We start from the raw sequence: 13,594 nt of genomic DNA, 5'->3' as shown, positions 1-13,594 counted from the left end.
AAAAGATTGACTGTTGAATAAAGAAATCTATAATCAATCACATCTTTCGGCGAGTAGCGCAGCTTGGTAGCGCAACTGGTTTGGGACCAGTGGGTCGTAGGTTCAAATCCTATCTCGCCGACCACTTCTTTTATCTTAATCTTATTTGCGCCCTTAGCTCAGCTGGATAGAGCAACGCCCTTCTAAGGCGTGGGTCAAAGGTTCGAATCCTTTAGGGCGTGCCATTAAATTCCTTTAAATTCAATCACTTATATGCTACGCAACAAGTTTTAATCTTGGTTCATTTTGCGAATGTTCCGTAAATGTACCGTAAATTTCAACCTTATTTGCGTGTTCCAGCAGGTGATCTGCATTTAAATGGGCGTATTTTTTAACCATTTCTAAGGTTTCCCAACCGCCTAATTCTTTTAATGTAAAAAGTGGAGTTCCGGCTTGAACGTGCCAGCTCGCCCAAGTGTGGCGGAGGTCGTGAAAGTGGAAATCAGGCAGCAAGCATTTTTTTGTAGCCAAGTTAAATGCTTTTCGGTTAATATCCTGTAAAGGATTACCGTTTCTGCCAACAAATACATATTTAGAATGGCGGTGGCGGATAGACTCAAGCAGTTTAATCGCTTCTTGATTCAATAATAGCGATCGTGCCTTACCTGATTTTGCAACATCATTAGACACGATTGCTACCTTCCTTACAAAATCTATCTTATCCCAAGTCATTGTTAAAATTTCTGTACGTCTTGCCCCAGTCATCAAAGCAAACAAGCAGATAGATTTCATCCAGTCTGAACTCAGTTTATCTATGAGTTGTTTTGCCTGTTCTTTAGTGATCCAACGTACACGAATTGGCGACTCTTTCTTCTTCTGTATGTGTGGGACTGCATCTAACATACCAAGTTTATGAGCAATATTTAATACTCTCGACAAAGATTTAACGTACTTATTCTGCGTACTATGAGAAAGTGGCAGTTTAGTATTCATATTCTTTTTCGGAATATTTAAGATGATTTCTTGAGCTGTTAAAGAACTGAGTTCTCTACCTGAAAATTTAGATAACCAATATTCAGCGTGTCGCTTTTTAGTGGATTTATCTTTTAATTCTTCGGCTGAACGGACATAGTGTAATAAGGCATCCTCGAAGATATATTTTCTCTTCTCCTCTAGCTTATCTTCTGCCCACATTTTTTGCTTGAGTTTATCGTGATACTGCTGGGCCTCACGTTTTACAAGCGTGCGAGTGCTTCTCTTAATTCTCTTGCCGTTTGGGGTTGTGATATCAACCCACCACGGACCGTTTGCTTTTCGTCTGTAGATCGACATTTTCTTTTCTCCTCGACCAACAGAGATAACCCGCGGTCATTATTAGATCGTTTTTTCACTTGGTCAAGATCTGTTCTTGCAACCCGCCAAACTTTAGATCCTGCCATTTTAAAGAAACCCTAATCTGCTAGGTGTTGGCGAACCGTATTAGGGTGGCAATTTAGTTCTTTTGCTACTTGGTTAATCGTTAGGTGTTCCATATCTTCTTTTCTAAATTTCAGGTACTTCCACAATAATTAGTTTGAGAGGATCTGTTTTGCCGTATTTCACTTCATAATTAAAAATGGTTTGAGCATCAAGTTTTGAAACACCACCTTTAGACTCTTGAACAACATTCCAATCTTTAAATACGCTAAGGTATTTAAGAATGATATATTTTCTGTTATCGAGTAATTCTGCAGGAGCAATATCATTATTCTTGGTAGAGCTATGAAGAAAGTTCATCATTATTTAATCCTTATTCTATACGCCACTCACCTTTTGGCATTTCAACGGTTACATCAGATTTTGCCCATTTTAGAAATTTAATAACACTCACTTTCGGATAATTTTGACCACTTCTAACAGTTGGGCTGTCATATTGAACCACCTCTTGATATTCATCTTTATAAAATTCTTTCCCAATCCATAAAATTTGCCGATCGTTAATTTCTCGGTAAGGGTTCACTTGTTTCCGCTTAGCTTCATAAACGTGTCCGACAATTAAATCTTGGCGGGTTAATTCGATTTGTTCTTTACTCATTATAAATTTACCTTTTTATTGCTAGCCAACCGCTTGTTATTACCGCAAGCGGTCGGTTTTGATTAAAAATTTACAAACTAGATCTCAATCGTACCGATATTGACCTTGATTTGAGTCTCGCTGAGTGCTTCCGAGAGTTTTTCGGCAAACTCGGTCGCAATCGCTTCTTCAATTTGTTCGGCTTGGATTAAGCGAGCGACTAATACTGGTTCGCTGCTGCCGGTCAGTACCTGTAAGCGTAGGGTAAAGGCACGCGTGTCTAAGCCGTTATATGGGTTGCAGGTAAAGACCAAATGGGTTGGCAGTTGCAACACGGATTTTGCTTCGATCGCTTCCATTGCCGATTTCTTGGCGGCGAAGTCGCTCAGTTCGTGTTCTTCATTGCGAGCGGAGTCAATCGTCATTTTGCGCACGGCTTGAACGGCGTTTTTAATACTGAGCTCTTCATCGTGGTGGTACGCTGTCAGATAATCGCCCCAATCTTCCAAAAAGTCGGAAAAGGCACGCTGTGAACATTTTGTGCCGTTAATTTCGCACAAGGCTTTGTAAGCAGCGGTTTTCTTCATTGCTAATTTCGCACGATGTTTTGCGTGACCGGCTTGTTCCCGGTTGCCCATATCAAATACCACTTCCGCACTCATTTTTTCTTGGTCGATAAAACATTGTGCGTTGTCTTGGGTATTGGCTTTGGCATACTCAACTAAACTACCGAAACGTTGCGTAGAGAAGGCAGCTCGGAATTGATTACGATGAGCTTGGAAAGGCTCTAAATTTTGTAATTTAATGCCTTCAGGCAACATTACTGCACCAAAATCCGCTTGAATATCTTTAGTTGCAGCTACAGCAAGAGCGGAGATTTGCTGAATAGTAGATTTATCCATTTTTGAGTTCCTTTTGTTTGAGTAAAAAATAAAGCCACGCATTAACGTGGCTTGGATTGAAAATAATTGATTATGCAGCAGCTTTAGAGAGAGCCTTTAAACCGCTAGGGCTTTCTTTTACGGTTGATTCAGTCTTTTCAGGTGTAGCACATAATGCACCACCTTTATGTACATACATCGGTGTAGCGGTCGTATCTTCTTCCGCAGATTTACCGCGTTTGGTAGGTTTGACATAGCTTAATTTATGTTGGATTTGAACAGATGGGCTGTCGCTATCCATTTTGTCTAAGCTAAATTCAACTGTAACTTTCCCTTTCTTATCGTGAGTCAGTACGCCTAATGCTACCTCTGAAAGAGCTGTTGCCAGTTTGTCTTTGAAAATACCGCAATCTAATTCAGCTAAGAATTCAGGTACGTTTGTTTTTGCCATTTTGGTTTCTCCTAATTAGGGTTGAGAGTTAAAACGGAATATCATTATCAAAATCTCGTGATTCTGATTCTGTCATTACGTGGTTGTATGGATTGCTTGGCGGTAGATTGCCAGCTGGTTCGGTTGCCCAATTATTATTGCTGGTACCACTATTCGGACTACCTAGCATGTGTAACTGGTCAGCAATAATCTCAGTAGTCCAACGGTCTGTACCGTCTTGGGCTTGCCATTTACGAGTGCGTAGCTTGCCCTCAATATAGACTTGCGAGCCTTTTTTCAGGTATTTCCCGATAATTTCTGCCAAATTGCGAAAGGCGATAATGCTATGCCATTCTGTTGCTTGCTTTTTCTCACCCGATGTTTTATCGGTCCATTCGGTTGAGGTTGCTACACTGATTTTGGCGATTTGGTCGCCATTTGGCATTGTTCTCATATCTGGGTCGCTACCTAAGCGACCGACAATAATTACTTTGTTAACTCCAGCCATTGTTATTCCTCATAGGGCTTAATTGATTTTTCATTTAAAGTATTAAATCGCTCTATTTTTCGGTTAATCAGCATAATTGCATTTTCCCGAGAGTATTGTGGATAGGTTTTATGTTGCAATTTGCCTTCATAGTAAAACTTAGCGATAAACCGCTTATCTACTTCTATAATCTCTACACCGGCATCAACCTTTCGAGCCATATTTACCTCCGCAATATTGATTGCCGTTCTTCTTAATTGTCCAAACACTTTGCTGTCGTTCGCATTTATACCGTTCAAGTTGAATGTGGTCGTCATAGTCCATTCGCCCAACAATGCCTAATATCAAAATTAGCAAGGCAAACGGAGCAAGTTGTTTCATTTTGTTCATAGGATTGTCCTTTTAGATAAAAAAAGCCCACGTTTTACGGTGGGCAAATGGAGCGACTTGCGTCTAGGTTGTAGAAGTTTCGAAATACGGTGTCCGTGATTTTATACTTGCCACGGACAGCAAGCCCTGCTTGTCTCTCACCACTCACAGGAATATAATTAAAGACCTCTCATCACTAAAAATCAGGAACTTTACAATGTGGGAAGTTTTGATACCTTCTATCTTTTCTATATTAAAAGAACAGTTTGATAACATCGTTATGCGTATTACAACTTGGTTTCTGTCCTTTATTCTATGTTGGTTATATATGCCAATAGGCATACAAAATCATTTACTGGCTAATGCCTTACCGGGACTACCTACTTATACATTGCTCTATATTTTCTATTTGGTAGCTGCTACAGCTTTTTGGCAAATGTTTATCCTTTGCTTGGAAGTCATGGCATTGATAATTAATAAAATTCTTAAACGCCCAGCTATGGATCAACAAACCAATAGGGTTGAAGTTGATAATAAATAAAATTAATAAGCATTGTTTTACTTTCATTATTTTGACCTTTAAGTTTGGTTTAAAAATTCCAAAGTACACTCGTTGAAATGCACTTTGGAATAATAGCGTGTCTGCCCACGCCGTCGCCCGCCCGGCTTTCGCCATTCCGTCGGGGGCTGCTTGTATCCGTACTTACTCAAACTTGAGATAAGCGTGATTGCTTAGGACTGATACCAGTGTTGCCTTTTCAGCTCTCCACACCTTGCGAGTGTGTTGCCTAAACCTTGCCACCTCTTTTTGGCAAGTCGTTCAAATTTGTATGTCAGGGTCTAACCAACCTTGCCGAGTTATTAAATAAAATTTAATAACTGCTCTAGGTTGTTAATATCATCCGCACAAGCACCGAATTGTTAAAGAGCATTGAGCCGTAGCTCGTTTCTATGCACGTATAATATCTATTTGATATCTATAAATCAATATCTATTTGATATTTATTTCACAATCAAAATAACATCTTTATGTTATCTGTTTGATTTTAAAGGAGAATAAAATTTTGAAAGGTTGTTTGATTGCTTAATAAATAAACGAAATAGGGTTGCAAGCGGTCATTTTTGGTGGGGGTTTTACAAAATTGAGGTGTATTACTAATGTATGTAAATTATAGTTCACATTTTTAAATAAAAGTATTATAATAAGACTACTGGAGGGGATATGATTCAGATTAAATCAACAACGGTTTTTAAAGAGTGGCTTGATGATTTAAAAGATTTACGAGCAAGGGCAAAAATTCAAACTCGCATTAAGCGTTTGCAGCTGGGTAACTTTGGCGATGTAAAAGCAGTTGGAGAGGGTATTTCTGAATTGCGTATTACTGAGGGTAAAGGTTATCGGGTTTATCTAAAAAATCAGAATGGCGTTATTGTGATTTTATTGTGTGGTGGTGATAAATCGACACAAGAAAATGATATTAAAAAGGCGAAAGCATTAGCAAAAGAATTAGGAGTTTAATATGGCGGAACTACAAGATTTTGATATGGCGGAACATTTAAGAAGCGAAGAGGAAATTCAGCTTTACTTGAATGAAGTGTTAAAAGAAGATGATGTGGACTTAATTCTTTCTGCATTGGGGGATATTGCCAAAGCACGAAATATGAGCCAGTTAGCGAGAGAAGTGGGAGTAAGTCGAGAAGGGTTATATAAAGCCTTTTCCGGCAAAGGTAATCCAACATTTTCTACCGTGCTAAAAGTGATGAAGGCACTTAATCTTACTTTTGAAGTAAAGCAAGCTGCACACGCATAATAAAGCCCTCTTCAGAGGGCTTTATTTTTGCAAAAAAATTGCAAATTTTGACCGCTTGTTATGTCAGCGAAACTGATTTCGAGATAAAAGAAAACCGCCGCGAGGGCGGTTGGGTTATAAGATATTCATTGAGGTTAATGTTTGGAATCGACCTTTTTTCTTATTGATATATAGGTTTTTGCCTTTACACCGAATTTGTTGTCCATTTTTGTGTGCTTCGGCTGCTAGTTGGTATTGCTCTGGTAGTAGGTCAATTCTAATTTCAACCGTTTTATTTTCAATTTTACAAGGTACTTGAACATACCCCCCATCAGCTAAATTACTGGAATGTAGTCCTACAATCTTGCCAATAATTTCATAGTGTGGGAGAGTATATTCCCCTTGATAGTACTTGGATGCTATCTGTACAACTTTAATTTCGTTTTGATCAAATTGAATGTCCACTTCATCAGGCATTGCTTCGTCATTAATTTCACCCGCTTGGAGTTTAATTTCGACTTTTCTTTGCAGTTCTGGTCCGCTTAAACCGATAATCGCTTCACAAAGATTGTGACTAACGCCTTCGGGTATCAATTCAGCAAAACTTGTCGGGTTGTTCTCATAATGTGTAATTTTTTCTTTCAGTTTTTTAAGACTATTGACTAAATTATGCGACACGCTTCGAGAAAATGAAATGGCTTGAATGATTTCATTTTGTTCCTTAACTTCAATATTCTCAACAGGATAAGATAAATTGATAATATAGCTCCCAATTTGAGTTTGCCCTAAACGAACTTGAGACATAAACTCAGCTACATTTTTCCCACCTGAATTATGCCCAAAAACCGCTTTTTTACTTTTAGCTGAAAGTGCCAGTGCATTAATTAAATGTTTGGTTTTTTCAAACAATTTAACGCCGTCATCTAGAGGAATTGTACCATCTTTGACGCTTTCACCGACAACTCGAACAGATAGCTTGTCTGTATATTGATTAGAAATATTGAGTTTTAAGGTTTCTACTGTTTTCTCTTCAAAATGAGCAAGCTTTTCAAGTGCTTTTTTCAATACCTCATCACTATCTTCAGCAGTAGGTTTTGGTAGCGTAATTTCTAAAATTTGATACCCCAAATCTCTTTGCCAAATAATGGCATACTCTAACTCAAACGCAATGTGCCAATTTTTGGCAGTTAAATAGCGAGCTAACTGTTCGAGAAACAGTAACGTATCCGTTTTATTGTTTTTCATAAGTTTGCTCCTACTCTAGCACATTCAATCATTTGAATTAATACATCCGTGGTAAATCGTTGGTTTACTGGAATTTTAAGCGTAACACTACTTTTATTAGATATTGCTGGGAAATCTTTTAGTGATATCCAATAACAGTGTCTTTTTAAAGTCATGAATTTCTTTTTATGTGAAAGCCATTGACTCGGTTTTTTGGGTAAATCACATACAATCAAGTAGCGTGGATTAGCACAATTTTTTCTTAAATCATCATAGTTTTTCTTTTTGAGAGTATAGCTTACCACACCATTTTTAATCTGAACATCACCTTCTGATTTAAGTTGTAGCTTTATTTCTGGATCGCTTCGTTTGCCTTTTTCGGTTGGAAATTCGGCAGAAATAGCAATATCGATACTATGATCATCAACAACAGGCACTGAATGATTAAACCCAGCTCTCGCTGTTATCGCTAATACATAAGCAATATTAAATTGCTCCATCTGTTTTGTAGGTGATAGCATGCTTTACCCAATAAAATTCAACTGTTGGCTTTGGTGGACTTTTACTCGAGCGTGAATAAATAACTGCTCTTGATTTTCTTCTTTGATACTCCACTTTTCATAGAGTTTGTTATCTGAAATAACTAATAATTGATCACCTGTATTTTGTAATCTTTTAACATATAAATGTCCTTTATATGTAAATACATAAACACCATCGCCGGTAAACTCATTTACGCTAATATCAACGAAAAGCATATCTCCCGAGGAAAAGGTCGGGTACATAGAATCACCACTTAAATTGATAATTCTGATGTATCGAGGTGCCATATTCCGAAAGAGGGAATAAAATTGCTCAGGCACATAACGCATTTGATTGACTACTTCAACTAATTCACTGCTTGAGCCGAAGCCTGCACTAGCACTGACATCTAATACATCAATGATGACAAAATCATTTAAATCTTGCTCCTGTAATTCTTGCTCTTCATTTCCTATCATTGAATTGATAAGGATTGATTGCTCTGAATGTACTTGATCCAACCATCCTCTAGGCTTATTCATACCATCTTCCAGTTTAGCAGCAATTTTGTCGCCAATTCCTTTAGGCTTACCGTTCTGAATAGCATTTTTGTTTTTGATTTGCCTTAAATAATTAGCCGTGACACCAGTCTTCTCTTCCAATCTGGGGACACTTCCAGCCTCTTCAATTAAGAGTAATAAATTAGCATATCTGTTTTCTTTTACTGTTTTCATACCAACCTCCAAGTTTTTATCATTTTAATATCAAATTGATATCAAATCACACAATATTTAGATGTTGATTAGATATTGCTTTTAAGATATCATTTAGATATTCTTTAGAGTTTATAGAGGCTGTATGCAATTACATGAATATTTAGAATCCTCAGAACGAGGGGAAATGGCTCGCCTATCAAAAGCAATCAAAGTTGCTCAACCCATAGTGTCATTTTGGGTAAATGGCAAACGCCAAGTACCGGCGGAACGTTGTCCGGAAATCGAAAAATTTACAGAAGGGAAAGTAACCTGTGAAGAATTACGCCCCGATGTGGATTGGGCTGTTTTACGAAATTCAGGCAAATAAAAAACCACCGCTGGAACGGTGGTCTTCGTACATAACTAAACACGAAAGGTATTTTCGATGACTCAATTATTAAACATTCCCGAACAAAAAGCAAGCATTACGATGAGTAGTCGTGAAATCGCTCAGCTAACTGAAAGTCGTCATTCAGATGTTTGCGTATCAATAGACCGCTTGATGAAAAAAGGGGTTATTGGGGGGTATCAGGCAATGCCGTACACCCACCCTCAGAATGGTCAAATCTATTATGAATACCATATCAATAAACGTGATACCTATGTAATTGTTGCTCAGTTATGTCCAGAATTTACTGCCCGTTTGGTTGATCGCTGGCAAGAGCTAGAAAGCAGACAAGGTATTCCGCAATCTTTCTCACAAGCTCTACGGTTGGCGGCAGAGCAACAAGAAGTCATCGAACAGCAAAACCACCAATTAGCACTTCAAGCCCCGAAAGTGGCATTTGTTGAGCATTATGTTGAGGTGGGAACAACAAAATCATTGCGAGAAACCGCCAAGATACTCAGTTTCCCGGAAAAGCGATTGATTGAGTGCTTAGAGCGGGATCGGGTTTTATATCGCCAATCCGGCAACTTACTCCCCTACCAAGACAAACAGGCTAAACAGCTTTTTGCAGTTAAAACTGGCACAGCAGAACACGGTCATAATTTTACCCAAACAAGAGTAACCGCCAAAGGGATTGAATGGATTGCTCAACGTTACGCATCGGAGTTAGGACAATGAGATTCACATCAACAATAAACAATGTCCGCTTAGTGGAGTGGGAAATTAATATCACACAAGGTGCGTTGGTTGATTTAATCAATCAAGCCTCTAGTTGGGCGAAAGCTGTAGTGATTGATGGTATAACGTATTACTGGATGTCATTTGGCAAAGTCTGTGAAGAGTTGCCAGCCGTATTTAGCAAAGAAGATACAGTTTACCGCCAATATAAGGTACTGAAAGAAAAAGGCATTATCGATCATTTCAAAATGGATGGTAAGGATTACGTCCGCTTAACCGAAAAAGGGTGTGATTGGAATAAATTCGAGTCGATCCGAGAGTCGGAAAAAAATCCGAGTTTCGGAAATAATTCCGCAAAAACTCGGAAAAAAATCCGAGAAAGCTCGGAAAAAAATCCGACAGATAATAATACTAATTATAAAAATAATAATGATCATAATAGCCCCCTAACCCCCGAATCGGGGGAACCTGACCCGGCTGAAGTTGTATTGAATTATCTCAATTCGGCTTTGGCAACTTTGGCGGTACAGCTTGGCGAGCGTAAGCCTGTAGGCTACTCACTCAAACCGTGGGCAAAAAACATTGCGGCTCGTATTCGGGAATGTTCGGTGGCGGAATGTTGCCAAGTGATAGATTACCTTGTCGCCAAATGGGGACGAGATGAAAAAATGCGTGAATACCTCTGCCCTAAAACGATTTTCCGCCAATCCAATTTTGCAGATTATTTGCCAAAATCGACCGCTTGGGCGAACAACGGCAAGCCTGTTTGTGTAAATGGCAAGTGGGTTGCACCGGCTGAGTTAGAAAAGCGGTTGATTATGCCAACGGTGGAGGAAGTAAGAGATTTATGGAGCAAATCTCTAAGTAGGAATCCATTTAAGGAATGGGATTTTAGTGACAAACGTAATTTAGTGATGTACCACGCTACGATCAACACCAAAAACAAGCGGCCACTTGAACGAGATTTGCCGATGGTTATCAGCCAAGAAATTAAAAACGCAGTTGAGCGTATTGACCAGTTAAAAGTGCCAACATTTCAGTAAGGATTAGCCAAATGGCAGAAGGATTATTACTCACTCCCTATTTCCAAACAGAAGTCGGCATTGTGTTTTACCGCGTGCCGAAAGATGTTTCTCCTGCCGCTTTCGGTGAGCGGACATTATTGCAACCTGCACCGACCGATTTAGCGACGGTTAAATCAGGCAAGGTTGCAAATTTTTCGGATAATTTGACCGCTTGTAAAGAGTTAGCGGTATTTGCGAAATCAGAAAACGTGAGAAAAAAGCTCAATGAGCTAAATAAACAGAGTAAAGAATCACCCTATTTTCGTTTTGTGAAGTCAATCCAAACTTGCCAATGCCGAGATGGTAAATACTGCCACCCGGAAAGAGTAATAGCTCATACCGAAAACGGTGCAGCACAGCTATGTTGGCATCACGACAAAATGCGAATGGATGGTGAAATTACCAAAGACACCTTAATTGCATTAGCGGATAAAAACTGGGAAAACTTTGTGGACCAACAAATCCGGCTCACGCTGAGAAAAACGCAATCCACAGCGATTGAATTTGCTGATTTAGTGCTGTTTGCCAGTATAAAAGGCTTACTTAATGAGTTAGACGATAACGCATTACAACTATTTTTAGGTTATCCAGCTCTGAATAAAAATGGTTTCAGTCGAGAAAGTAATATCGGCTTTGATGATGTTCCGAATGCTCGAGCTAATCTAAAGCAATGGGCCGAAAAGTTAAAATTGAAAGTCGAGCCGGAGCCTTTGGCGGCATTTATGGCAAAACCGAAATTACAACGGTTCGAGTGGCGGAAGTGGTTGCAGTATGTGAAAGCTCAACCTTGTATGTGTTGCGGTAAACAAGCAGATGACCCACATCATATTATCGGTTATGGCGGCAAAATGGGAAGTAAGCAACACGATTTATTTGTAATACCACTCTGCCGAATCCACCACGACGAATTGCATCGCAATGTGGGTAAGTTTGAGCAAGATTACGGCTCACAGTTGGAGTTGTTGATTAAGTTTTTAGATCGAGCGATTGGATTAGGAGCGTTAGAAATTGATGGTTGAATTAATACTGCCCTATCCGCCAAGTGTAAATGACTACTGGAAATGGGTAAGCAAAACAAGACGAGTGGTGTGTAAACGTGGTAAAGCCTATCAATGGGCAACATTTCTCGCAGCTCAAAATAAGCCAAAATTTGGCGAACAAGTTGAAATAGAGTGCGATGTTTACTTTCCGGATAACCGAGATCGGGATTTAGACAACTTAGGGAAATGTATTTTGGATTCTTTGGTGCATAGCAAAATCATTATTGATGACTCCCGAAAATATGTGAAAAAGCTCACATTTGAGGACAAAGGTAATCAAAAAGACGGTGCGGTAATTGTAAGGATTAAGGAGCGATTCGATGTTAATTGATATTAAAGGTATTTTACGTTTTTGGGGCTATTCTGCCAATGGCAGACTTGGGACCGAATTTCCATGCGTGGCGGCAGGTATGGCACAAGCTGTACCAACAAGCAATCACAGGATATTACGTTTAACCGATGATTCAATTTTTGAAATTGACCGCTGTGTTAAACAACTCAAACAGCAAGAACCTCAACAATATGAGGTGCTAATTGGTCGATATGCGGCAAGGGTGTCTGATAGCCAAATTGAACAAGTGTTGGGGATTAGCCATACAACATTCAAGCGAGAGTTAGCTCAAGCGGAAATGTATGTTTTAGGTGTGGTGGTTGGGTTAAAATTGGCTTTAGTGGTTTAAATAACGTGATCTACGTCACAGTATAATTTACAAAAATACGATAAAGTATAGGCTCTTTTTACCTATGGGAGATTTTAAAAATGAGTCAAAATATATTCAAAGAAAAAGTACTATCTCATATCCAGCATGTTATTAAGGTTGGTTCACATTGCACAACTGAAGAAACAACTAAACAAGCGTTAATTCTACCTTTATTAGATATTTTAGGCTTTAATCCATATGATCCAACTAAAGTACGAGCTGAGTATGGAGCTGACTTTCCAGGTGTTAAGAATGGTGAAAGAGTCGATTATGCTTTATTTTGCCATAATGTGCCGGTTATGTTTATTGAAGCAAAATCATATAATGAAAATTTAACAAATCATTCTCCACAGCTATCTAGATATTTTAATGCGACACCTGAGGTTACTGTCGCAGCAGTTACTAATGGACGAGAATGGCGTTTCTTTACTGATTTAAAAGATAAAAATATTATGGATGAATCTCCGTTTTTACGTATTAATTTTGAAAATGTAGATGACTCTAAAATTAATCAATTAAGTCAATTTTGTCATGACCGTTTCCAGCCTGAGGCACTACGAACTTTAGCCGAAGAAAGCGTGTACCTATCTGCCTTTACTAAAACAATTAGTGAGAGTTTAAAAGATGTTGATCACGAATTTGTAAGGTATGTTGCAGGTCGTTCGAATGTAGGTAGACAATTAAATCAACGTTTTATAGAAGCAATAACACCTATTGTTAAACAGGCTGTAGAAAAAGCGGTTAGTGCTATGGTTGTTTCGGGATTATCTCGTAAAATACAAGAACCTGAGCCGCAAGAAAGTGTGAATGTAGATATTGACGAAAAAGCTCCAATTGTTGACGAAACAAATAGCAAAATTGTTACTACATATACGGAAAGATTACTGTTTGATTATGTTGTATTAATTCTTGGTGAAAATGCAGAATTAGTCGCAAAAGATACTGAAAGTTATTTCAGCGTTTTATATCAAGGGAAATCAAATAGATGGGTTTTAAGATATTTTGATAATAAACAGCAACCTTGTATCAACGTGCCATTAGAACTACTTGATATCCATCAAGCAGAAATCCAACGAGCGGGTTTGGAAGTCAATGGTAACAACATTATAATTAACAGACCTGAAAATATTCTAAGAATAAGTGGCTTAATTCGAGATTGTTTAGAATACTGCCAAAATGATGAAAATTTCTCAAGAAAGAAATAATCATAACGCCCCTTGACACCCAAGGGGC

21 protein-coding genes and 2 tRNA genes are annotated in these 13,594 nt (G+C 38.6%); 12 read left to right on the top strand and 11 right to left on the bottom strand.

The features are described 5' to 3' along the window. Window positions 1-47: 47 nt before the first annotated feature. Both A4G16_RS02500 and A4G16_RS02495 read left to right on the top strand, forming a co-directional pair. Window positions 48-124 (top strand) — tRNA-Pro (locus A4G16_RS02500). A gap of 23 nt (window positions 125-147) precedes the next feature. Then, window positions 148-224, top strand: a tRNA-Arg gene (locus tag A4G16_RS02495). A 31-nt stretch (window positions 225-255) separates the two neighbouring features. On the opposite strand, the gene A4G16_RS02490 is transcribed toward A4G16_RS02495, so the two are convergent. From A4G16_RS02490 to A4G16_RS02455, 8 genes are all read right to left on the bottom strand, one after another. After that, the gene (locus A4G16_RS02490) at window positions 256-1,311 is read right to left on the bottom strand and encodes a tyrosine-type recombinase/integrase (RefSeq protein WP_165888560.1); all 1,056 of its coding nucleotides are present in this window, start codon (window positions 1,309-1,311) and stop codon (window positions 256-258) included. A gap of 210 nt (window positions 1,312-1,521) precedes the next feature. Beyond that, window positions 1,522-1,758: a hypothetical protein gene (locus A4G16_RS02485; protein WP_165888559.1), complete on the bottom strand. Its 237-nt coding sequence runs from the start codon at window positions 1,756-1,758 to the stop codon at window positions 1,522-1,524. Window positions 1,759-1,768: 10 nt separating this feature from the next. Continuing rightward, entirely contained in the window at window positions 1,769-2,053 is a 285-nt protein-coding gene (locus A4G16_RS02480) for a hypothetical protein (RefSeq protein ID WP_165888558.1), read from the bottom strand. Between the two features lie 77 nt (window positions 2,054-2,130). After that, window positions 2,131-2,934: a DUF2303 family protein gene (locus A4G16_RS02475; protein ID WP_165888557.1), complete on the bottom strand. Its 804-nt coding sequence runs from the start codon at window positions 2,932-2,934 to the stop codon at window positions 2,131-2,133. A 70-nt stretch (window positions 2,935-3,004) separates the two neighbouring features. Continuing rightward, the gene (locus A4G16_RS02470) at window positions 3,005-3,364 is read right to left on the bottom strand and encodes a hypothetical protein (RefSeq protein ID WP_165888556.1); all 360 of its coding nucleotides are present in this window, start codon (window positions 3,362-3,364) and stop codon (window positions 3,005-3,007) included. 28 nt (window positions 3,365-3,392) lie between these two features. Further along, entirely contained in the window at window positions 3,393-3,851 is a 459-nt protein-coding gene (ssb, locus tag A4G16_RS02465) for a single-stranded DNA-binding protein (RefSeq protein WP_165888555.1), read from the bottom strand. A 2-nt stretch (window positions 3,852-3,853) separates the two neighbouring features. After that, on the bottom strand, window positions 3,854-4,051 hold the full coding sequence (locus tag A4G16_RS02460) for a hypothetical protein (protein WP_165888554.1): 198 nt from the start codon (window positions 4,049-4,051) through the stop codon (window positions 3,854-3,856). Continuing rightward, complete coding sequence (locus A4G16_RS02455; RefSeq protein WP_165888553.1) at window positions 4,035-4,220, bottom strand: hypothetical protein; 186 nt, start codon at window positions 4,218-4,220, stop codon at window positions 4,035-4,037. The genes A4G16_RS02460 and A4G16_RS02455 overlap by 17 nt, the downstream gene beginning before the upstream one ends. 196 nt (window positions 4,221-4,416) lie before the next feature. On the opposite strand from A4G16_RS02455, the gene A4G16_RS02450 reads away from it, so the two are divergent. From A4G16_RS02450 to A4G16_RS02440, 3 genes are all read left to right on the top strand, one after another. Further along, window positions 4,417-4,740 (top strand): hypothetical protein, encoded by a 324-nt coding sequence (locus A4G16_RS02450; RefSeq protein ID WP_165888552.1) that lies wholly within the window; start codon window positions 4,417-4,419, stop codon window positions 4,738-4,740. Window positions 4,741-5,421: 681 nt separating this feature from the next. Then, entirely contained in the window at window positions 5,422-5,718 is a 297-nt protein-coding gene (locus A4G16_RS02445) for a type II toxin-antitoxin system RelE/ParE family toxin (RefSeq protein ID WP_027074884.1), read from the top strand. Window position 5,719: 1 nt separating this feature from the next. Next, window positions 5,720-6,010: an addiction module antidote protein gene (locus A4G16_RS02440; protein ID WP_027074885.1), complete on the top strand. Its 291-nt coding sequence runs from the start codon at window positions 5,720-5,722 to the stop codon at window positions 6,008-6,010. Window positions 6,011-6,124: 114 nt separating this feature from the next. Here A4G16_RS02440 and A4G16_RS02435 read toward each other — a convergent pair whose 3' ends face one another. Genes A4G16_RS02435 through A4G16_RS02425 form a run of 3 tightly spaced genes read right to left on the bottom strand, consistent with a single transcriptional unit; the run spans window position 6,125 to window position 8,469 of the window. Continuing rightward, window positions 6,125-7,234 (bottom strand): hypothetical protein, encoded by a 1,110-nt coding sequence (locus A4G16_RS02435; protein ID WP_165888551.1) that lies wholly within the window; start codon window positions 7,232-7,234, stop codon window positions 6,125-6,127. Further along, the gene (locus A4G16_RS02430) at window positions 7,231-7,734 is read right to left on the bottom strand and encodes a DUF4365 domain-containing protein (protein ID WP_165888550.1); all 504 of its coding nucleotides are present in this window, start codon (window positions 7,732-7,734) and stop codon (window positions 7,231-7,233) included. The genes A4G16_RS02435 and A4G16_RS02430 overlap by 4 nt, the downstream gene beginning before the upstream one ends. Before the next feature lie 3 nt (window positions 7,735-7,737). Then, window positions 7,738-8,469, bottom strand: a complete 732-nt coding sequence (locus A4G16_RS02425; RefSeq protein ID WP_165888549.1) for a S24 family peptidase — start codon at window positions 8,467-8,469, stop codon at window positions 7,738-7,740. 124 nt (window positions 8,470-8,593) lie between these two features. On the opposite strand from A4G16_RS02425, the gene A4G16_RS02420 reads away from it, so the two are divergent. The 7 genes from A4G16_RS02420 to A4G16_RS02390 all read left to right on the top strand — a co-directional run bounded on the left by A4G16_RS02420 (window position 8,594) and on the right by A4G16_RS02390 (window position 13,566). Beyond that, window positions 8,594-8,818 (top strand): transcriptional regulator, encoded by a 225-nt coding sequence (locus A4G16_RS02420; RefSeq protein WP_165888548.1) that lies wholly within the window; start codon window positions 8,594-8,596, stop codon window positions 8,816-8,818. A gap of 57 nt (window positions 8,819-8,875) precedes the next feature. After that, on the top strand, window positions 8,876-9,556 hold the full coding sequence (locus A4G16_RS02415; protein ID WP_165888547.1) for a phage antirepressor KilAC domain-containing protein: 681 nt from the start codon (window positions 8,876-8,878) through the stop codon (window positions 9,554-9,556). Beyond that, window positions 9,553-10,599, top strand: coding sequence for a conserved phage C-terminal domain-containing protein (locus tag A4G16_RS02410; protein WP_165888546.1), 1,047 nt, complete (start codon window positions 9,553-9,555; stop codon window positions 10,597-10,599). Before A4G16_RS02415 ends, A4G16_RS02410 begins: the two co-directional genes overlap by 4 nt. Before the next feature lie 11 nt (window positions 10,600-10,610). Then, window positions 10,611-11,639: a DUF968 domain-containing protein gene (locus tag A4G16_RS02405; RefSeq protein WP_165888545.1), complete on the top strand. Its 1,029-nt coding sequence runs from the start codon at window positions 10,611-10,613 to the stop codon at window positions 11,637-11,639. After that, window positions 11,632-11,991, top strand: a complete 360-nt coding sequence (locus A4G16_RS02400; protein ID WP_165888544.1) for a RusA family crossover junction endodeoxyribonuclease — start codon at window positions 11,632-11,634, stop codon at window positions 11,989-11,991. Before A4G16_RS02405 ends, A4G16_RS02400 begins: the two co-directional genes overlap by 8 nt. Beyond that, window positions 11,981-12,340 (top strand): antiterminator Q family protein, encoded by a 360-nt coding sequence (locus A4G16_RS02395; protein WP_027074893.1) that lies wholly within the window; start codon window positions 11,981-11,983, stop codon window positions 12,338-12,340. Before A4G16_RS02400 ends, A4G16_RS02395 begins: the two co-directional genes overlap by 11 nt. Window positions 12,341-12,420: 80 nt before the next feature. Next, window positions 12,421-13,566, top strand: a complete 1,146-nt coding sequence (locus A4G16_RS02390; protein WP_165888543.1) for a type I restriction endonuclease — start codon at window positions 12,421-12,423, stop codon at window positions 13,564-13,566. Window positions 13,567-13,594: the final 28 nt, after the last annotated feature.

Source organism: Mannheimia granulomatis (assembly GCF_011455695.1).
In the GTDB taxonomy this organism is placed as follows: Bacteria; Pseudomonadota; Gammaproteobacteria; order Enterobacterales; family Pasteurellaceae; genus Mannheimia; species Mannheimia granulomatis_A.
The sequence above is the reverse complement of the archived record's forward strand: the minus strand, read 5'-3'. Positions and strand labels throughout refer to the sequence as shown.